18 protein-coding genes and 1 tRNA gene are annotated in these 19,588 nt (G+C 67.0%); 8 read left to right on the forward strand and 11 right to left on the reverse strand.

Annotated features, from left to right (window positions below; translation table 11 throughout):
* The 3 genes from BN976_RS03600 to BN976_RS03610 all read right to left on the reverse strand — a co-directional run.
* Window positions 1–1,132 (reverse strand): DUF7159 family protein (locus BN976_RS03600; RefSeq protein WP_036367988.1); only part of this gene is annotated, 1,132 nt, incomplete at its 3' end.
* Between the two features lie 230 nt (window positions 1,133–1,362).
* Complete coding sequence (dcd, locus tag BN976_RS03605) at window positions 1,363–1,935, reverse strand: dCTP deaminase (protein ID WP_011777865.1); 573 nt, start codon at window positions 1,933–1,935, stop codon at window positions 1,363–1,365.
* Between the two features lie 28 nt (window positions 1,936–1,963).
* Window positions 1,964–2,404 carry a cupin domain-containing protein gene (locus tag BN976_RS03610; RefSeq protein WP_036367992.1) on the reverse strand — a complete coding sequence of 147 codons (441 nt, stop codon included), beginning with the start codon at window positions 2,402–2,404 and terminating at the stop codon, window positions 1,964–1,966.
* An 84-nt stretch (window positions 2,405–2,488) separates the two neighbouring features.
* Here BN976_RS03610 and BN976_RS03615 point away from each other — a divergent pair.
* Window positions 2,489–2,562: transfer RNA gene (locus tag BN976_RS03615), tRNA-Gly, on the forward strand.
* 127 nt (window positions 2,563–2,689) lie between these two features.
* Here BN976_RS03615 and BN976_RS03620 read toward each other — a convergent pair.
* Window positions 2,690–3,331 carry a TetR/AcrR family transcriptional regulator gene (locus BN976_RS03620; RefSeq protein WP_235621958.1) on the reverse strand — a complete coding sequence of 214 codons (642 nt, stop codon included), beginning with the start codon at window positions 3,329–3,331 and terminating at the stop codon, window positions 2,690–2,692.
* A 128-nt stretch (window positions 3,332–3,459) separates the two neighbouring features.
* On the opposite strand from BN976_RS03620, the gene BN976_RS03625 reads away from it, so the two are divergent.
* The 3 genes from BN976_RS03625 to BN976_RS03635 all read left to right on the forward strand — a co-directional run bounded on the left by BN976_RS03625 (window position 3,460) and on the right by BN976_RS03635 (window position 6,185).
* On the forward strand, window positions 3,460–4,245 hold the full coding sequence (locus BN976_RS03625; protein ID WP_036367995.1) for a hypothetical protein: 786 nt from the start codon (window positions 3,460–3,462) through the stop codon (window positions 4,243–4,245).
* Window positions 4,246–4,856: 611 nt separating this feature from the next.
* A complete protein-coding gene (locus BN976_RS31930) occupies window positions 4,857–5,453 on the forward strand; it encodes a hypothetical protein (protein WP_051558268.1) in 597 nt (198 codons plus the stop codon).
* An 87-nt stretch (window positions 5,454–5,540) separates the two neighbouring features.
* Window positions 5,541–6,185, forward strand: coding sequence for a DUF2510 domain-containing protein (locus BN976_RS03635; protein WP_036367998.1), 645 nt, complete (start codon window positions 5,541–5,543; stop codon window positions 6,183–6,185).
* A gap of 312 nt (window positions 6,186–6,497) precedes the next feature.
* Here the strand turns inward: BN976_RS03635 and BN976_RS03640 are convergent, their stop codons facing one another.
* The 3 genes from BN976_RS03640 to BN976_RS03650 form a co-directional block, all read right to left on the reverse strand.
* Window positions 6,498–6,989, reverse strand: coding sequence for a nuclear transport factor 2 family protein (locus BN976_RS03640; protein ID WP_036367999.1), 492 nt, complete (start codon window positions 6,987–6,989; stop codon window positions 6,498–6,500).
* 116 nt (window positions 6,990–7,105) lie between these two features.
* Window positions 7,106–7,996: a dihydrodipicolinate synthase family protein gene (locus tag BN976_RS03645; protein ID WP_036368003.1), complete on the reverse strand. Its 891-nt coding sequence runs from the start codon at window positions 7,994–7,996 to the stop codon at window positions 7,106–7,108.
* Between the two features lie 27 nt (window positions 7,997–8,023).
* Window positions 8,024–8,809: an aldolase gene (locus tag BN976_RS03650; protein WP_036369108.1), complete on the reverse strand. Its 786-nt coding sequence runs from the start codon at window positions 8,807–8,809 to the stop codon at window positions 8,024–8,026.
* A gap of 89 nt (window positions 8,810–8,898) precedes the next feature.
* On the opposite strand from BN976_RS03650, the gene BN976_RS03655 reads away from it, so the two are divergent.
* Window positions 8,899–9,441, forward strand: coding sequence for a helix-turn-helix domain-containing protein (locus BN976_RS03655; protein WP_036368006.1), 543 nt, complete (start codon window positions 8,899–8,901; stop codon window positions 9,439–9,441).
* Here BN976_RS03655 and BN976_RS03660 read toward each other — a convergent pair.
* Together BN976_RS03660 and BN976_RS03665 are read right to left on the reverse strand one after the other, a co-directional pair.
* The gene (locus tag BN976_RS03660) at window positions 9,438–9,932 is read right to left on the reverse strand and encodes a peroxynitrite isomerase (RefSeq protein WP_036368009.1); all 495 of its coding nucleotides are present in this window, start codon (window positions 9,930–9,932) and stop codon (window positions 9,438–9,440) included. The two genes, BN976_RS03655 and BN976_RS03660, sit on opposite strands and share 4 nt — an antisense overlap.
* A 151-nt stretch (window positions 9,933–10,083) precedes the next feature.
* Window positions 10,084–10,692 (reverse strand): MBOE_33420 family protein, encoded by a 609-nt coding sequence (locus BN976_RS03665; RefSeq protein ID WP_051558269.1) that lies wholly within the window; start codon window positions 10,690–10,692, stop codon window positions 10,084–10,086.
* 181 nt (window positions 10,693–10,873) lie between these two features.
* Between BN976_RS03665 and BN976_RS03670 the strand changes: the two genes are divergently transcribed.
* The 3 genes from BN976_RS03670 (at window position 10,874) to BN976_RS03680 (ending at window position 15,541) form a co-directional block, all read left to right on the forward strand.
* Window positions 10,874–12,649, forward strand: a complete 1,776-nt coding sequence (locus tag BN976_RS03670) for a hypothetical protein (RefSeq protein WP_036368011.1) — start codon at window positions 10,874–10,876, stop codon at window positions 12,647–12,649.
* An 81-nt stretch (window positions 12,650–12,730) separates the two neighbouring features.
* Complete coding sequence (locus tag BN976_RS03675) at window positions 12,731–13,594, forward strand: glycoside hydrolase family 16 protein (RefSeq protein ID WP_011777766.1); 864 nt, start codon at window positions 12,731–12,733, stop codon at window positions 13,592–13,594.
* 75 nt (window positions 13,595–13,669) lie between these two features.
* A complete protein-coding gene (locus BN976_RS03680) occupies window positions 13,670–15,541 on the forward strand; it encodes a lipocalin family protein (RefSeq protein WP_036368016.1) in 1,872 nt (623 codons plus the stop codon).
* On the opposite strand, the gene BN976_RS03685 is transcribed toward BN976_RS03680, so the two are convergent.
* Entirely contained in the window at window positions 15,532–16,941 is a 1,410-nt protein-coding gene (locus BN976_RS03685) for a wax ester/triacylglycerol synthase family O-acyltransferase (RefSeq protein ID WP_036368018.1), read from the reverse strand. The genes BN976_RS03680 and BN976_RS03685 overlap by 10 nt on opposite strands.
* Window positions 16,941–19,517: a bifunctional acetaldehyde-CoA/alcohol dehydrogenase gene (gene adhE, locus BN976_RS03690; RefSeq protein WP_036368022.1), complete on the reverse strand. Its 2,577-nt coding sequence runs from the start codon at window positions 19,515–19,517 to the stop codon at window positions 16,941–16,943. Before adhE ends, BN976_RS03685 begins: the two co-directional genes overlap by 1 nt.
* Between the last annotated feature and the right edge of the window lie 71 nt (window positions 19,518–19,588).

Genomic DNA, 19,588 nt, shown 5'->3' on the forward strand with positions numbered 1-19,588 from the left:
GGGCCTGCTCGACGTAGACCGTCCGCGGCGCCTGCTGCGGGGCCTCCTGCACCACCGGGATCGGCGGCTTGATCGTCTCGGCCGACGGCGGGTTCGCGGGCACGTCGGCGGCCTCCTGGCGCGCCGGGGCCGGGGCGGGCGCGGGGACCTGGCTGGGCACGATCGCGCTCTGGGCCGGGCTGGGACGCTGGTCGGCGGTGGGCCGGATGCTGATGGCCAGCGAAACCACAAGCGCGGCAACGCCGATCACGAACAGCGAGGTCAGTGCGCTGCCCACCAGCAGGAACGGTTTACGGCCTTCGTCGACGGGACGCATCTCGGTGGGGGCGAACTCGTCGACCACGTCCTCGGCGCCGACGGGCGCGAGCTGGGTGTCCGCGCCGGCCAGCCCGGCGTACACCGAGCCGGCCGTGGTGCCGTCGGGATCCTGGGAGTAGGCCAGTCCGACGGTGGTGGCCTCGAAGGCTGGTGCGGCCGCCGACGCCAGCGCGGCGCCGCGGGCGAGCGCGAGTTCCGCGTCGTCGGGCGCGCTGACCGGAAGCGACACGAGGTGCTCCAGGTGAGCCTTCACCGAGCTGATGTCCACCCCGGAACCGACGACGAACATGCCCTGAGGTGGCGCCTCCTGGGCCGCGACCGCCTCGGCCATCTCGGTGAGCACGGCCATCGCGTCCGCACTGTGCAGACTGCGGCTGAGCACTTTGACCACCGACCCGTCGTCGGTCTGCACGACCGACAGCGTGGCGGTGTCGCGGTCGACGAACAGCAGTGCGGTGGTGTCGTAGCCGACGGCCCGGCCCACCGCCTGGGCCAGCGAGGCCGCGGCGTGACCTTCCGAAACCAGCATGACGTCGTCGATGCCGTGCGTGGCCAGCGCGTCACGCAGCGCGGTGGCCTCGGTGTGATCGCTCCAGGTGACACCGATGGTTCTGAGGTGATGCCCCCCGGTCTCGGCGCTCTCCTTGGTGCCCTGGATCGCCGACACCACATGCTCGGCGACATTTGCTGACCCGTCGGCAGAGTCGACGTGGAAAACGTCGTGGTCAACCGTGACGCCGTCTGCCTTTTCCCCCTCGACCAGCACCATGCGCACCGTCGTAGGTGTCATCGACACACCTAATACGATGTCCACTGACCCCTCCCGAAACGTTTGCTGCAGCTTTGCGGTCGGCACCGCTCAATCGGGCACGGCGAGCCGACAACTAGATACTTCATCGGCGCTTTCAGCTGCTGCGTTACATCCCACACTGTTAGCTGACAGCGGTTGAAGACCTGGCCGGAACGCGACGGCACGAATGACCGGTGGCGCCGGTGCTCCCGACACTACCCCCGATGGATGAGATGCGACTGTGACGTTTCTGCTCAGTCGTTCTTGACGAAGTTCTGGTAAGACCGCGACGGAGTCGGGCCGCGCTGACCCTGGTATTTGGAGCCGACCGAGCTGCTGCCGTATGGGTGCTCGGCGGGGCTGGTCAGGCGCAGCAGGCAGAGCTGGCCGATCTTCATGCCGGGCCACAGCGTGATCGGCAGGTTCGCGACGTTCGACAGCTCGAGGGTGATGTGGCCGGAGAAGCCGGGGTCGATGAACCCGGCCGTGGAGTGGGTAAGCAGGCCGAGCCGGCCGAGGGAGGACTTGCCCTCCAGCCTGCCGGCGAGGTCGTCGGGCAGGGTGCAACGTTCCAGCGTGGCGCCCAGCACGAACTCGCCGGGGTGCAGCACGAACGGCTCGCCCTCCTTGGGCTCGACCAGGCTGGTCAGGTCGTCCTGCCGCTGGGCGGGATCGATGTGGGTGTACCGGGTGTTGTTGAAGACCCGGAACAGGTTGTCGAGGCGGACGTCGACGCTGGAGGGCTGGACCAGGCTGTCGTCGAACGGGTCGACGCCCAGCCTGCCCGCCGTGATCTCGGCGCGGATATCGCGGTCGGAGAGCAGCACCGCACGAGCGTATCCGCACGCCGCCCGGTCAGGGGCAGGCGGCGGGTGCGTCGTCGCGGACCGCGCGGTCGGCGGGCAGCGTGTAGGTGACCACCGCGTGCGCGTCGCCCGGACCTTCGTTGCGCACGGTGTGCGGCACACCGGCCGGGATGAAGACGGACTGACCGGCCGGGTAGGCGACGGGCACGCAGTCGGGTGCGGACTGGACGTGGACCGTGCCCTCGGTGATGACCGTGTGCTCGGGTCCCGGGTGGGTGTGCCAACCGCTGCCGGCCGGGCCGTTGAGCTCCAGCTCCTGGACGTACAGGGTGGTCGGTTGACCCACCGACACGATGACGACGGGCGCGTTGGTGGTGCCCTGGCCGAGTTCGGTGCGCTCGACGTCGCCCTCGGGCGGGGTGGCCCCGGCCGTGGCCGGGGCGATGGTGGCGGCGATGACGGCTGCGGCGAAGGTGACGACGTGCTTCATGGGCTTCCCTCGGAGTGTGTGTGGCCGGCCGGCGGCCACCTCCCGCGGACGGACCGCCGGATGTTAGCCTTCCTGATCAAGCAGGCCGATGTAGTTCAATGGCAGAACATCAGCTTCCCAAGCTGAATACGCGGGTTCGATTCCCGTCATCGGCTCCACGTTGAGCCGCGGAAACACTATGAGGAGTTCCAAGCGGCCGCTTGAAGTTCGTGAACGTGGGTCGCCGCCGCCTTGTGGCGGAGTCCCGTTGACCGGGCACTGTCCGCCGAAACCGATCCGCTCCCATTAGGTCGGCGTCGCGCCGAGGCTGATGTGCAAGTGTCGCACCACCGCGTCGGCAACGGCCTCAATCGGAGTCACCTTGCCCCTGGTCACCCAGTCGGTGAGCCACACCTGCAAAGCCGAGATAACCAGAGCGCCAGCAATTTCCGGACGCAAGCCGGTGATTTCCCCGGCCTTGACGGCGGCCTCGGCGGCTCGGGTGATCATCTCCATGCCGGTCCGCCAGGCGGCGCGCTGACCACCCCTCCCAGCGTCGCCTGACGGTGATGCCCAACTCAAGCCCTCGTTGATGTGGAGTTGCAGGAAGTGAGGATGCGCGGCGAAGAACTCGACCTCGGCGCGGACACCGACCAGGATGGCCTCCAACGGCGACTCGACCGTCTCCGTGCGAGCGTGCACGGCGCTCACGAACTCCTGCATGCGCTCGGCGTTGAGGGCGTCCCAGATGTCGTCCTTACCGGCGAAGTGCTTGTAGACCGTCGCCAGCGACACCCCGGCGGTCTTGGCGATCTCGCTCATCCGCGCATCGGTGAAGCCGGTCTGACTGAACTCGTACTCTGCCGCAGCCACGATCTGTTGCCGATACATCGTGCGGCGCGCATCGGCGATGTCGGCGACCGGCGATGAGGATCGGGGCGTCGCCATCATCACCTACCCGTCTTGAATCGACCCTTGCCACCCGCCAAGTGGGTGCTACGGTGCCACAGTAATTGCCGTTCTGCATGAAAGAACAATGATTACTCACCTGACCACGAAGATGAGGGAACGTGCCGATGGCGACCGTAGAGGCAGCACAGGAAGACGCGCAGCCGATCACTGCGAAACTGCCACGGTCGCGTGGACTGCGCATTGCGTGGATCGTGGCGTTCGGCTCGCTGGTCCTGTCGTTCCCGATCTACAGCCACCTGGCATTTCACAGCAGCGTGGACCGCGTCGTCATCGCCAACGCAATGGCCGTGCAAGTCACCCTCGCCTACTTCATCGGCATCTTCGCGGCGCTGCTTCCCATCCCATCGCTCCGCAACTGGACCCGATTCCAGCGCGTCCAAGGGGTCGTGCTGCCCTTCGTGATCGCCTCCTACACAACACATCTGACCTGGGAGCTTGGCTGGCTGATCATGCACAAGGCCATCGCAGGAGCGCGCAATGCGGCCTGGGCGTATCCCTGGTGGAACTACATCGACGGCGGCGATCTGCGCTACCTGCATGCCGAACCCAACTTCATGATGGTCGAGGTGCTCTCGGTGATGAACGCCTGCGTGGGCATCACCGGACTCATCCTGTTGTTCCGGTCCAAGTTCACCGACTACCGGGGAACCCTGCTCGTCATGACGACCGCCGTGACACACACCGTGCTGACCTGGTACTACTACGGCACCGAGATCATGGCCGGGTTCCCCTCGGTCAACACCGACAGCATCATGGACCTCGGCGTGAAGTTCATCCTGCTCAACGGTCCCTGGTTGATCGCGCCGTGGTTCGTACTCGGATGGGGATACACGATGCTCAAGAAGCAATTCGCTCTCGCGACACGGCCTTCCGCGCTGCCAGGTAAGTAAGCAGACCAACTGACGTGACCACGCAGCCACCGATCTTCAACCTGACCGAACCTGGACCCGCGTTCGCGGAGTTCGTTTCAGGGATCGACGGATCGAAACCATATCGGCGCGTCACTTTGTCGGCTCATCGCTCCCAGCGCAGTCGTCTCTCGGGCGTGATCGTCATCCCACGGGTACGTCTGGATCGAGAGCGTACGGTTCGTCCTTCCCCGCTCTCCGGTCTGCCGCCAGTCCGCAGCAATCTCGGCGGCCGCACGGCACGGCCAACGAAGCCAACGCGCTGAACTGCGGCTTCCCAACACCGCCAGCGCGGCAAAGGCCCGCAAACGCCCAGCACGTAATTCGCGCTGTACTACGACGCGCGTCGCAGTTCTTGTTGTCACGGCGATATCACAAAGTCACGCCGATCTGTGCGAACAACCACCGACACACCCGGACGCCGAGCCGCAGGTCAGTGCGCATCCACAGACCTTCGGAGACACCTGTGGATGCCCGGATCGACTTCCCGAGCTGAATACGCGGGTTCGATTCCCGTCATCGGCTCCACGTTGAAGAGGCGGCGCTTCCCAAACGCCCTCTACCCATCCCGCCAGCACCGTAGATTCGCGGCCATGGGCGGCAACCAGCGCAGCGCCGTCGGCCGCGGGATCGTCCTGGTCGCGCTGCTCGTCGCAGCAGGGTGCGGAGGCGGCAACGACGAGGCCGCCGACGAGCCGGACTGCCCTTCGGTTACTTCCCTCCCCCCTGGAACGACCCCGACCACCGATCCGCGGTGTGTCGAGCGCGCAACCGAACGCGAGACATCCGGTCCCGCTACCGCCGCGCAAGAACAGCGCAGCACCTGGACCGGCTCGTTCCACCTGGAGTCGACCGGGCACGACTGCACGTCGTCATACGACGGAGACGCCCGGGTTGAGGTAGAACCCGGGGGCGCAGCAAACGGTTTCGTCAGCGCAGACGGCTCGTACAGCTGCGCCGGGGCGCCGACGATCACCGAGACCCACAGCGCTCCACTGAAGGGGATGTTCACCGGCGACGCGTTCCGGCTGACCGCTCAGGGCGAACTCGGTCTCGCGACCACGTGCTTCCTCTCTGAGGTCACAGTCCCAGTGGAGGGGGATTTCGCGTCAACGGCATACACCTACACAGCACCCAGCGGCGACGTCTACAACTGCCGCATGACCCTCGACCGCGCGCCGGCCGGCTAGGCCGCATGGCCAAAGATTCCCAAACTGAGAACGCGGGGCGATCGATCCCTCACCATCGCAGGTAGCTCCGGGGGGAAGGAACTTGTCATGGCCATCACGCCTGATCAGGTCGAGCTGGTGGCCCGCCGCGTGGCTGACGACCTTCTGACACCGCTTAATAAGCGGGACCGCGACGTCGACGATCGGATGACACGCGAGGCTGCCGCACCAGTGGTCTACAACGCGTCCCGTGATCTGATGGCGGCCGTCGCGGGAAATGCCGCGCTCGACGAGGTGCTGATCGACGCGAAGCACTCAAGTGGGTACTCCACCGCGGGGTTTCGCGGCTTCAAGGCGAAGGTGCTGCTACTCGTCGCGACCAACCACAGACTTTGGTATTGCCGTCACGACGACGGCGCAATACAGCAGCTGCAGCCCGTCGACTACCGGTCACTTACCGTGACGAAGAAGCGCATTTCACTGACGGCGCCGAAGCTGGAGGGCACGACCATCACCTGCGGCGGCGCGACCGCCGAGTGGCTGACCCAGTTGCAGTCGGGTCGTCGCGTACCAGCAGCTTGGCTGCAGCCGGAGCAATCGCCCCGAGCAGCGGTCGCCACCCACGGCCGACCGCCCTCCGGCTGGCACCCCGATCCTTACCGGCGCTATCAGCTGCGGTACTGGGACGGCGCCCGTTGGTCCCAGCACGTATCGACAAACGGCGTCGCCGCCGTCGATCCGCTAGGCCCGTAGCACTTGTCCGTGCGGTGCCCGATCGGACAGGTTCGGCAAAGCCTCTGGCTGCACGACAGGCACATGGCGAACAGGGGTGATTGCAGAGGCCTCACGCGCGGGAAGAGCAGAGTCATCCAGTTCCCCGATGATCGGGACGATGCCAATCGCTGCGAGCGCATCGACCACCCTCGGGGGTGCGGGTCAGACCGCGCACGGTGTGTCCGTCACGGATCAAGCGCTTGGCAACAGCTACACCGATATAGCCGCGCGCCGGTGAGAAAGACGTCGATTGGAACTCCTGGTGTCAGAAACGATGGAACGACGGGTGTTTCAGCTGCGGAATCGTCCCGCAGCGCGCAGGGCATCATCCAGCGGCGCGCGTTGCTGTCGGTCACCGAACTCACAGATGCGGGTGATGCGGCCGTCGTGAACAGTGATCAGTAGGCAACGAGAGATACGCACCGTGACGCCGGACTCCAGCTCACCCGATGCGGTTGCCGCCATAGCGAAACCGTCGGTGTCGACCTTGAGCGACCAGACGTGGTCGGAGTGGCCCCGCACGATCTCGGCGGTCGCGCCGAGCATCCGTAGCATCGCGGCCGCGAACTCCCGACCCGGCAGCACCATCGTCTCGTGGTCGAAGCTATGCCAGACCTCGACATTCTCGGCGAACAACTCCTCGAAATCGGGATCTTCCTCTACCAACGTGTACGCCTGAACGAATCGGCCGGCAACCCGCGCAACCACACTCAGCGCTTCAGTATCGACCAACGGCTCCTTGGGTCCACCCGCGGCGGCCGTGGATGGGTCATCTTCAGTCATGATTCAACTCCTGAAATGTCTAGCGCGGGCGGAACTTCGGTTCGAGAACCTGTCCGTATCGAGAGTTCATCTGGACTGAACCATGCGCAAGGATCCTTGCTGTTCAGGCAAAACCACTACGCAACCGCCAGAAGGGTTTTCAGTTCGGTCCTGCCGGCTTCGTCCAGCGCCAGCAGCGGTGCCCGCGGGTCGCCGACGGAGACGCCGAGCAGCTCCAGTCCGGCTTTGACGGTGGTCGGCAGCCCACCGGCGACGATGAAGCGCAGCAACGGTGCCAGGTCGTCGTAGATCTCCTGGGCCCGGCTGAGCTCCCCGTCGCGGACCGCCGTGTACAGATCCAGGCACGGCTGCGGCCGCAGATTCGGCGCCGCCGTGCACCAGCCGGCCGCCCCCTCGGTCAGGGCGTCGAGCACCAGCGGGTTGCTGCCGTTGTAGAACGGTAGCGCTCCCCCGGTGAGCTCCTTGATGCGCTGCATACGGCTCAGGTCGCCGGTGGATTCCTTGACCATCGCGACGTTGTCGATGTCGGTGAACATCCGCACCAACAGCTCGGGGCTCATGTCGATGCCGCTGGTGGCGGGGTTGTTGTAGGCCATGATCGGCAGGTCGGTGGCCGCGGCGACGCTGGCGTAATGCCGGGCGATCTCACGGTCGGTGAGCTTCCAGTAGGACACCGGCAGGATCATCAGTGCGTCGGCTCCGGCCCGCTGCGCGTACTTGCCGCGCCGAATCGTGTTGGCAGTGGTCAGATCCGACGCCCCGACGATCACCGGCACGCGGCCGTTCACCACCCCGACGGTGGTGTCGACGACGGTGTCGAACTCAGCCTCGGTCAGGTAGGCGGATTCTCCGGTGCTGCCCAGCGGGGCGATGGCGTGGGCGCCGGTGGCGACCAGCTGTTCGACGAGTGCGGCGAGCTTGCCGGTGTCGATGTCCTCGCCGTTACTGGTGAAGGGAGTGACGGGGTAGGCGATGATGCCGTGGATCTCGGTGGTGGCGGTGGTCATCAGAGGGTTCCCTTACGTGTGGTCGGGTCAGCGGTCGAGGGCGTCGGGATGGTTGGCGAGGGCGCGCCGGGCGTAGTAGGCGAAGTTCGCCTGGCTGCGCTTGGGCGTCAGCGTCCAGTCGTGGGCCTCGCGGGCCAGTCGGTCGGGCAGCGGCGCGATGGTGCCCGCGGCCATGGCGGCCAGTTGCAGCTTGGCGGCGCGCTCGACGAGCATCGCCAGCGAGCAGGCCTCCTCGACGCTGGCACCGGCGACGACGTGTCCGTGGTGGGCCAACAGGATCGCCTTCTTGTCGCCGAGGGCCGCGGAGATGATCTCGCCCTCTTCGTTGCCCACCGGCACACCCGGCCAGTCGGGAAGGAACGCGCAGTCGCCGTACAGCGGCGCGATGTCCATCTGGGAGACGACGAGCGGAACTTCGAGCATGGACAGGGCCGCCACATGGAAGGGGTGCGTGTGAACGATGCAGTTGACGTCGGGGCGGGCCCGGTAGATCCACGAGTGGAAACGGTTGGCGGGGTTGGCCATTCCTTCACCGTCGAGGACTTTGAGGTCTTCGTCGACGAGCAGCAGATTGCCGGCGGTGATCTCGTCGAAGCCGAGGCCGAGCCGCTGCGTGTAGTACGTACCGGGGGCCTCCGCGCGGGCGGTGATCTGGCCGGCGAGGCCGGAGTCATGTCCGGCGTCGAACAGCGCGCGACAGGTCACCGCCAGCTTCTCCCTCAGCGTCAAGCTGGATTCGGTGACGTTGCGGCTCAATCCGTCGAGGGCACGCCGCATCAGATCGCTCTTCGAATCGTGCATGGTGCTGGTCATCTGAATCTCTCCTTCCGAGTTCCCGTGAATGACACGTTGGAGACGATAGGACACACAGTGTCCTATCGTCAATCGGGTATTCTGCTGGCGTGAGTGGTTTGTTGCGTGCCGTCCGCCAAGAGCGGGGTATGACGCTGGATGACCTGGCGGCCGACACCGGCCTGACCAAGAGCTACCTGTCCAAAGTGGAGCGGGGGCAGAGCGTCCCGTCGATCGCAGCCGCACTGAAGATCTCTCGTGCCCTTGAAGTGGATGTGGCGCAGCTGTTCTCAGACGATCCCGAAGTCGCGACGATCAGCGTCGACCGGGCCGCCGAGCGGGGCGCCGATCGCCACCACGCGGTCGCCGCGCGCATGCTGGGCAAGGAGATGTCGCCGTTCGTGGTGCGCCCGGGCCGCACCTTCACCACCCACCCCCACCCCACCCACCTCGGACAGGAGTTCATCTTCGTCCACTCCGGCAGGGTGGAGCTCAGTCACGACGGCCGGATCATCGCGCTGGAGGCCGGCGATTGCGCGTACTTCGATGCCTCCGCGCCACACAAGTTGCGCCAGATCGGAGAGGACGCCGCCGAGGTGGTCGTGGTGGCCGGCAACGCGCCGCGGCCGGGCGCGCCCAGGCGCCGCGGCTAGCGGACCCGCCGCAGCACGGCCGACAGGTGATGCTGCAGCGGCTGTCCCACCGCGGCCATCCGCAGCGTGTAGGTCAGTGTGTCGCCGCGGAGCTCGATGGACCTGCCGACGGCCGTCACCTCTTTCGCCGACCCACTGCGACCGATGGAGCTCGAGACCAGTTCCATCCGCAGCCCGTCGCCGTCCGCGGTGAGCTGCCCCTCCTGGATCTCGGTGATGCCGGTCGGGTGCGCGAGGATCCATTCGATGCGGTCCGGCGCAGACGCGCGCAGATAGCCGGTCTCGGCGTGCAGCGGCCGGCCGTCGTCTGCAGCCCGTGTGCGCTGGGCGTAGGTCAGGAACGGCTTGCCGACATGACCGAACGTGATCTCTTCCGTATAGCCGAACGGCTCGATCGTCGGGTATTCACCCGAGCCCTCACCGACCCAGGTGCCCAGCAGCGGTGCCAGCGCGGCCACATCGGGGTGCAGAGCGGGAACGGAATCAGCCATCAGGCCAGGGTACGTCGGGTCCGGAGCGATCCCCGACGGCCGGCGAATCTGCAGTTGTTGCTCACAATCACCGTGTGAATGAGCAGGAAGTTCAGTCTCGGCGGACGCGGGGAGGTGCTTTGTTGCGACGGCCGACTCGGGGCCGACGAAGTTAGCGCGGGCCGGACGGCGGGCCGGTCGGTGGGCCGGTCGGCGGGCCGGTCGGTGGGCCGGTCGGTGGGCCGGTCGGATGGCCGGTCGGTGGGCTGATCGGAGTCACGGTGATCGGCAACCAGTGGGTGCCCGGTCCCTCGCCGGGGCAACCCGCACCCCCGACGGTGATGGTCCGTTCACCGGAAAAGCTGCCGTCGGGGTTCGGGATCAGATAGTCCGAGCGCACCGACTGCACAGCGCTGGCGGGATTCATGCGATCGCAGAGGTAGGGATAGTCACCGCTGGTCTCCCAGCGGTCGTTGTTCCATCTGTACTCGAACACCGTCGGCGCACCGGGGTTTCGAGAAAGGTCGTCTGAGTTGTCCATGCTCACCGCGCAGCCAGCCACGTCGCAGCGGGCGGTGTATTCGACCTGAAAGGTCTTGGCGGGCATCGGCGTCGGCGCACCGTTGAACGTCTGCTTCGAGAAGTCGACGGACACGTCGTAGAACCCGTACAGCAGCGGAGGCGTAGGGCGATCCGCATCCGCGACCACGGGCGGCGCTGCCAGCACCCCGCATCCTGTCAGCGCTGCGGCGCCCAGTGCCCTGGCGAGATTCTTCGGCATCGGACCAGTTAACCCGCCGCGCACCGTCCACGTCCGGCAATCGGGCTGCCACCCTGCGCGGCACAGCCCTGCGCGGGCGCGAATCGCGATTAACTTTCTGACTCATTTTCGAGACGTCCCGCTAACGACAACATAGGTTGTCAAGGTCTCGGATGCCGTCGCCAGAAGGGAGTCGTCCGCGATGGAAGAGGTCGACCTCAGGGAAAGCCGCCGACGAATCCGGTCCCTCACGTACGGCGTCGCGGCGGCGACGATCGCCGCAGTCGTGGCGGCCGTTCCCGTACAGGGCACGGCATGGGCCGACTCCCCCACCGTCGAGTCGACCTCCAGCACGACCGTCGACGCCGCTCCGGCCGCGCCCGACACCGCCACAGACGCCGACACCGGGGAGCAGGCCCAGCCCGACGTCGGCGCTGAGGAGCCGGCCGAGTCCGAGGTCGACACCGAGGGGCCCGCAGATCCTGGCGATCCCGAGGAGCCGGCGGCCCCTGAACCCGAGGACACCGAGGACGTCGAGGAGCCTGGGGCCGTACCGGGCGAGGCGGAGGGCGGCGGAGATCCCCGGCCCGTCCAGCCCGACGAGACCGAAGCTGTTGCAGTAGAGTCACTTTCGGACGACAGCGACGCCGAACCGGACGCGGAATTCTCCCGCGACGTCGTCACCACCGGGCCCGCCGAGCGGACCGGTGCGGCGGTCGCGACGGTGACCCCCGCGGCGCAGCTGCTGACGATCGAGGTCCCCGACACCGAGGCGCCGGCGCTTGTCCCGGCCCCGGTGATCACCACCACGACCACCATCGAGGCGCCGCCGAGCGCGCCGAAACCGTTGTCGCCGTTGGCCAAACTGCTGCAGCTGCCCGGCCGGCTCATCAACGCCTTCCTGCAGGTGTTCGACCTCACGTCCTCGGCGAGCACCCCCCGCAGCCCGCTCAGCCTCGGGCCGATCAACGACCTGTTGTTCGCGGCGTTCCGCGAGTTCGAGCGGCTCCTCGGCCTGGATCAGCCGCCGGCGGTGCAGCCGGCGGTTCCGGCCCTGACGTACGACGGGCCCACGACGGCGACGACGCCGACGGTGGCCCAGTTCCTCAACGCGTCCGCGGCCGGCTACGTGCTGGGAGGTGCCCCCGCCGATCTGGTGCCGTTCACCGTCAACGGATTCCAGATGTCGTCGACCAACATCTTCTCGGGCATGGTGGCCAAGACGTGGGTGACGCCGCAAGGGCAGATCATCATCGCCTACCAGGGCACCACCGGCGGATCGAACCTGCTGTTCAACCCGCTCATCACGGTCAGCCAGGTGCTGGCCGACCTGCAGGTCATCTTCACCCGGACCACGCCGTGGGCCTTCCACGATGCGCTCTACTTCGCGAAGCGGGTGCAGATCAGGGCAGCCGAGCAGGGGTACAGCTCCGAGAACATCTTCGTCACGGGCCACTCGCTCGGCGGCTGGGAAGCCCAGTACGTCGCGCAGCAGATCGGTCTCGCAGGCATCGGCTTCGAGGCGCCCGGCATCAACACCCGCGTCCCGGGCAACGGCGCGGACGCGATGTTCGTCAATGTCGGCACCTACGGCAGCGCCGCTCCGTACATGTCCACCGATCTACCGGGCCTGCAGCCCTTCATGCCGCCCTACGTCCCCGGCGGCGGCAGCAAGCCGCACTACGGGCCGATCGTGATGATCGGGGACCCGGCTGCCATCACGCCGCTGCGCAACGCCTCCGCGCTGTGGGGCAAGAGCCTGATCGGCAGCGTGATCTTCCTGGTGGACTTCCTCGGCAACTTCTTCCAGTACCACCTGCCCGGCGTGCAGGCCCACCACCTCGACGTCGTCCCCGATCCCGGCATGGTGCCCTGGATGGGGCGGCCGAGCGGACCCGTCCACACCGGCTGGGGCGCCCTGTCGATTCAAGGGCTGATGAAGGCCGCGTCCGACGCTGGACAGCTGTTCAGGCCCTGACGGCAGATCGATTCCCGCGACATCGGTGGGTTTTGCAGCCAGAACCCTGCCCATTCCGTTTACCGTTTGAGGGTGCCAAGCATGGATCGTCGCCGCGCAATGTTGACGCTGGGGTTCGGGATGGCCGCTGCCGCCCTGCCATTTCCGAAGGCCGGGGCCCAGCCGGTGATCGGCGACGCGCCGCCCCCGGGACCGTCCGGACCAGGGCTTCCGGAGGCCGCCGTACCCGGGCTGCTGTTCGCCGACGAGTTCAACGGACCGGCCGGCTCGCCGCCGAACCCCGCGGCGTGGTTCATCGTCCCGGCTCGGGAGACCATCCGGAACCCGCACGAATGGGACAAGCCGTTCAACATGGGCCGGTACGTCACCGACCAGGAGCATGTCTTCCAGGACGGGAACGGCAACCTGGTCATCCGGGCGACGCGCGGTGAGGGCGCGAACATCCAGGAGAAGTACGCCAGCGCGAAGATCATCGGGAACTGGCGCGGCGGCGTCGGCACCACGTGGGAGGCGCGCATCAAGCTCAACTGCCTGACCGACGGCGCCTGGCCCGCTTTCTGGTTGATCAACGACAACCCCGTGCGCGGCGGCGAGGTCGACCTCGTCGAGTGGTACGGCAACCGGGACTGGCCCTCGGGCACCACGGTGCACGCGAAGCTGGACGGCACCATGTTCCAGACCCACAAACACCCGATCGACTCGGCATGGCACACCTGGCGTATGACGTGGCTGCCGACCGGCATGTACTTCTGGAAGGACTACCAGCCGGGCATGGAGCCGTTCTTCACCGTGGCGTCCAACTCCCTGCCGGACTGGCCCTTCAACGACCCGGGATACACGATGGCTCCGGTGTTCAACATCGCCGTCGGCGGCTCCGGCGGTCGCGAGCCCGCCGGAGGCACGTACCCTGCGGAGATGCTGGTCGATTGGATCCGCGTCTTCTAGCTGGCAAAATGACGTCTCGCTGACGTCTGCAACAATTCGAGCGGCGCACCCTCGCTCGGCGGTTACATTGCGCTCGTGACGTCAAGACGTTGGGCACTGTGGTTGTGGACCCTGGGCGCGGGCGCGTGCATCACGCTCGGGGCGGGAACCGGGGTGGCCGCAGCCGACACGGAGACCTCCGGCGGGGACGGTCCGTCCAGCCAGTCGGACGACCGTGATGCATCCGAGGCCTCCTCCCACGGAGCGCCGGACCAAGGCACCGGAGAGACGCCGGACCCCAACGCCGGTGACGGGGTCGATGCGGACGACTTGTCAGATCCCGCGACGGTGCCGGCGTCTGTCGAGCTTGCCGACGACGTGGTACGCGACGCGGACGACGAGGCGGCGCAAGAGGCCGACGCCGCTGAAGAAGTCGACGCCGACACAGAAGCCGAGACCGCAGCCGACACCGCCGCAGAGGCGGAGCCCGCCGCGGAATCCGGGTCGGGGTCGGGGTCAGCCTCGACCGTGGTGGACGAGGCTCCGGTCCAGCCGGCCGCCGCGGATGCCGAGCCGGTCCGGGCCACCGCCCCAGAGGCCGCGAACGTTGCCCCGGCCCCGGTGACCGGCGTCAAGACCGGCCGCGCCAAGCTGACCATCCCCGTGGGCCCCCACGATTACCGGACCCGCGCGGACTGGTATCTGCCGACCCAGGCGGACGGTTCGGTGGCGGCGACCGGTGTGATCTGGCTGCAGCACGGCTTCCTCGGAAACAAGGCGTCGCTGTCCAAGCTGGCACAGACGCTGTCGCAGCAGACCAACAGCATCGTCGTCGCCCCGAATCTGTCGTCGTTCCCACTCGCCTGCGCCGGCTGCTGGATCAACGGCGTACCGATGCAGGAGGCCGTCGCGGCCATGTTCCTCGGCGACCGGACGTCGCTGAACGCCAGCGCGAACACGGCCGGCTATCTGGGCACTCTGCCGCAGGATTTCGTGATGTCCGGCCAATCCGCGGGCGGAGGGTTCGCCACGGCAGTCGGCGGCTACTACACGGAGGACCCCGGCAACAACGGCAGCCTGCGCGGCGTGATGATGTTCGACGGCTTCTCGTTCGGCGGGGTGCTGACGAAGTCCCTGGCCAAGCTGGATGACCCCTTCATCCCGGTCTATCAGATCGCCGCACCGCCCCAGCCGTGGAACTCGTCCGGAGCGTCGACCAAGGAACTCGTGGCGGCCCGCCCGGGTCAGTTCGTCGGCGTGACCCTGGCCGGAGGCTCCCACGCCGACGCGCTGATCGGCGGGAACGCGCTGTTCGACTTCTTCGCGCAACTGGTGGCGGGGTTCTCCCCGCCAGGAAACACCGCCGCCGTCTACACGCTGGCCACCGGCTGGATCAACGACATGTACCAGGGTCTGGGGCCCAGCGACGGCACCGGCATCTACGGCGACCCCGACCAGTACATCGTCATGGGCGACACCGCCGCGATCGTGCTCGCTCCCCCACGGGTGGTCGACGTCGACCGCTATCTGGGCACCTGGTACGAGGTCGGCAGTGTCAAACAGTTCTTCTCGATCGGCCTGGTCAACACGAAAGCCGTTTACAGCCTCAATCCCGACGCGTCGATCAAGGTCGAGAACTCGGGCAACTACTTTTTCAACAACGGGCCCGAGTCATCCATCGTCGGGTCCGCACTGCCGGTCGATCCCACCAACAACAAGCTCAACGTCCGATTCTTCGGTCCCCCGTCGGCCCGCCCGCCGGGCAACTACTGGATCGTCGACCTGGACCCCGACTACCAGTGGGCCGTCGTCACCGACCCCACCGGCCTCAGCGGCTTCCTACTCAGCCGCGACCCCGTCGTCTCAGCCGATTTCTACCAGGAGCTGCTGGACCGGGCTTCGGTCAACGGTGTGAAGGGATGGATCACGCGGACCCGACAGCCCGCGGCGAACCAGACTCAGCTCTGAGCAGCGACCGCGGCCTCCAGGTCGGCGAGCACGCGTTCGGTCAGCGGGATGAGCGACCCGATATCGGGCACGACATCGCGGCCGGAGACATAACCGAACGTCACCCGGTCGGCGTAGGAGCACATCGTCACGTTCAGCGCCTGACCGTCGATGGCGGTCGACACCGGATAGATCTCTTCGAGATGCGCTCCATTCCAATACATCTCGGCTTGTGGCCCGGGAACGCTGGAGATCGACACGTTGTAACCGCGCCGTAGCCGCGGCGCCAACGGCGCGATCGGCGACAGGACCGTCACCGCGATACTCGGCGCGAGAAGCAGCATCGTCGCGTTCGATCCCCGGTCGGTCACCTGATGCTTCGCCCATGTCATCGCACGATGGATGTAGTCCAGCCGCTCGAGCGGGTCGGCCAGGTCGGTGCCCAACGGACACAGCTGAAGACCGAACAGGTTTCCGTGTTCGTCGTCCTCGGCGGAGTGCTCGCGACCGCGCACCGTCACCGGACAGATCGCCACCAGCGACGAGTTCGGTAGCTCGTCGCGGGCGAGCAGCCACTCCCGCAGCACACCGGCCACCACGGTGGTCAGCACATCGTTGCCGGTCACCCCTGCCGCCTTCTGGACGGCACGGATACGGGATTTCGGCCAGCTCCCGCCCGCGAAGCTGCGCTCACGTCCGATCCGCCCGTTGAACCTGGTGTAGGGCGCCTCAAGCGGCAGAGCGGCGGTCCCTGAACCGAGACTGTTTGCCACAGTGGATATTTCGGCGATGGCGAGCTGGCGCGCTGTCTCGATCCCCCCGGTGAGGCCCCGCAGTGCCACCCGGGCGAGCGACAGCGGATTGGGAATCCTTCGGCGTGAGGTGGAGCCGTTCCCGGCGGGCGACTTGTGGGCGTACAGGGGCCGCATCGAGCGCTTGTCGGGGTCGGGGGTCAGTGCGCCGGCGATCATCGCCAATCCGGCGACACCGTCGATCACTGTGTGGTGCACCTTGATGTAGTAGACGAATCGGCCATCGGCCAGCCCGTCGATCAGATACGCCATCCACATCGGCCGGGATCGTTCCAGCGGCTCGCTGTGCAGCTCACTGATCAGCCGCCACAGCGCTTCGTGATCGGCGCCGGCGGGCAGCGTTCGGCGCTGCAGATGCTTGCGCATGTCGATGATGTCGTCGGTGTGCCACACCCACAGGCCCGCGGTGTCGAGCCCCGCGTGCGGGTGCCTGCGGAATCTCGGATCGAGTTCTGCGGTATCGGCCAACGCCGACCGGTAGAGCTCGTCGACATATCCGGGGCCGGCGTCCGCCGGCGGGCAGAGGATCAACACCGCCGCGGTGTGCAGCGGCTCGGAGAGCACCTCCGCGGTGATCATCGCCGCGTCGAGCGGTTCCAGAAGATCCATCACCCCGGCGCTTCGGATCCGTAGTAGCCCAGCCGCAGCAGGTCCGAGATCTCGCTGACGAGAGGCATTCTCGGGTTGGTCCGGTTACTGAGGTCCTCGAAGGCGGTCATCGCCAGTTCCGGCAGCGCCGCGGTGAACGCGTCCTCCGATACCCCGATCGCCTTGAGTGAATCGGGCATGTCGAGTTGTTCGAGCAGGTCCTGCACGCCCAGGAACAGACGGCCGCGACTGTCTTCCGGTTCGTGGCCACCGAAGATGAGCTGGCCGATCTGGGCGTACTTGTCGGGTGCGATGTAGGCCGAATACCCGGGTGCAGGCATGAACTTGCTCGGCAGACTTGCGTTGTAGCGCAACACATGCGGCAGAAATATCGCGTTCGCCCGTCCGTGGGCGATACCGAACTTCGCGCCGACGGCATGGGCGAGGGCATGGTTGGTTCCGACGAAGGCATTCGAGAAGGCGAGGCCGGCCAGCGTCGCCGCGTTCGACATGTCGGTCCGCGCGGCCAGATCCTCCGGGTCGCGGTACGCCCTCGGCAGGGCGTCGAAGATCAGTCGCGCCGCCTGCGCACACAACGCATCGGTGTAGGGGGAGGCGAAGATGGAGACGACCGCCTCCAGTGCATGTGTCAGCGCGTCGATGCCGGTGTCCGCGGTCAGCACCGGTGGCATCGACGACGTCAGCACCGGGTCGACGATCGCGAGGTCGGGCACCAGGCTGTAGTCGACCAACGTCTGCTTCCTGCCGCGCACCGTCAACACCGCCGCGGGTGACACCTCCGAACCGGTTCCCGAAGTCGTCGGTACGGCGACCAATTGAAGACGGTGCCGGTCGGTCGGATAGTCGGCCACCCGCTTACGGGGGTCGAGGAACGGCATCGTCAACTCGTCGAGCGTCTTCTCCGGGTGTTCGAAGAACAGCCGCATCGCCTTGCCTGCGTCGAGCACCGAACCTCCGCCAACGGCGATGAGCACCTCGGGTTGCACCCGTTCCAGCAGCTGCACCCCGCGGCGGATCATCGACTCGTCCGGCTCCGGGGGCACCTCGCTGAACACCTGCACATGGCGGGTGCGCAGTTTCCCGCGTAACAGGTCGACCACACCACGCTCGTCGCTCGCCGCGTCGGTGACGATCACGACGGTCTCGCAGTCGAGGTCGCGGAGGTTCTCCAACGCACCGGCATTGAAGTACGTGTTGGACGGCACCCGGAACCACTGCGGCGGGGTGCGACGCTGGGCGACGGTCTTGATGTTGAGCAGCTGCCGATAGTTGACGTTCTCGGTCGTGCTGGAACCGCCCCATGTGCCGCAGCCCAGCGAGAAGGTCGGGGTCAGGTTGTTGTAGACCCCGCCGAGAGCGCCGACCGCGGTGGGCGCGTTGACCAGGATGCGGCCGGTGCGCACCGCAGCGCTGTACGCGTCGACCACTGCCTGGTCGTTGGCGTACACCGCCGATGTGTGGCCCAACCCGCCGTGCTCGGTGACCAGGACCGCGACGTCGATGGCATGGTCGACGCTGCGCGCCCGAACCACGCCGAGGACGGGCATCAGCTTCTCCTGCACCAGCGGGTGCGCGGCGAGCTCTTCGAGGTCCGCGGGCAGCGCCGCGAGGAGCACCTTCACCGTCGGCGGCACCGAGAAGCCGGCCCGTGCGGCCAGTTCCGGCGCCTTCTGCCCCAGGGCCTCGAGGGCGATCTTGTCGCCGCAGCCGAACGCGAAGCGGGCTATCGCGGAGGTCTCCTCCTCCGTGAGCAGGCGGGCGCCCATCCGTTCGAACTCGGCGATCATCGCGTCATAGATCTCGTCGTCGATGACGCACGTCTGCTCGGCGGGGCAAATCACCGAGGAGTCAAAGGTTTTCGAGATGAGGATGTCGACGACGGCCCCCCGGACGTCGGCCGTCTTGTGAATGTAGATGGGGGCGTTTCCCGGTCCGACGCAGAGCCCCGGTTTGCCGGCCGCATTGGCCAGCGCGACGATCTTCGGTCCCCCGGTCACCCAGAGGAAGTCGATCTTGTCGTGGGCGAACAGGTAGTGGGTGACCTCGTGGGCCTCGTCGGGGATGACCTGCAGCGCCCCGGTCGGCATGCCTGCCGCTTCGGCTGCCTCGCGCAGGATCTCGACGCTGCGTTCACAGCACCGCACCGCGTACGGCGACGGCCGGAACACGATGGCGTTGCGGGTTTTCGCGGCGACGATGGCTTTGAACAGCACCGTCGATGTCGGGTTGGTGACCGGCGTGATCGCCAGCACGACGCCGATCGGTTCGGCAACCCGGACGATGTTGTTCTCGATGTCCTCCTCGACCACCCCGACCGACTTCTTGTCGCGGAGATAGTCGTGCAGGAACTCGGTCGCCACATAGTTCTTGACGACCTTGTCCTCGAACACCCCGAAGCCGGTCTCCTCGATCGCCACCTGTGCCAGGGCGGCAGCTGCGCGGATCCCGGCGCGCACCATGGCCTCGACGATCGCGTCGACCTGCGCCTGGTCGAGCTTGCGGAATTCCGCGGCCGCGGCCGCGGCCTTGTCCACGACCGCGTCGATCTCGCCGCGTCTCATCTGTGTCGTCGACATACCCGAACCTCCTGCAACATGGCGCCGCCCTCGCCGATGCCCGCCGGTGACATCGTCACCTCACCGACGGC

The sequence above is a fragment of the Mycolicibacterium austroafricanum genome (genome assembly GCF_000612725.1).
In the GTDB taxonomy this organism is placed as follows: domain Bacteria; phylum Actinomycetota; class Actinomycetes; order Mycobacteriales; family Mycobacteriaceae; genus Mycobacterium; species Mycobacterium austroafricanum.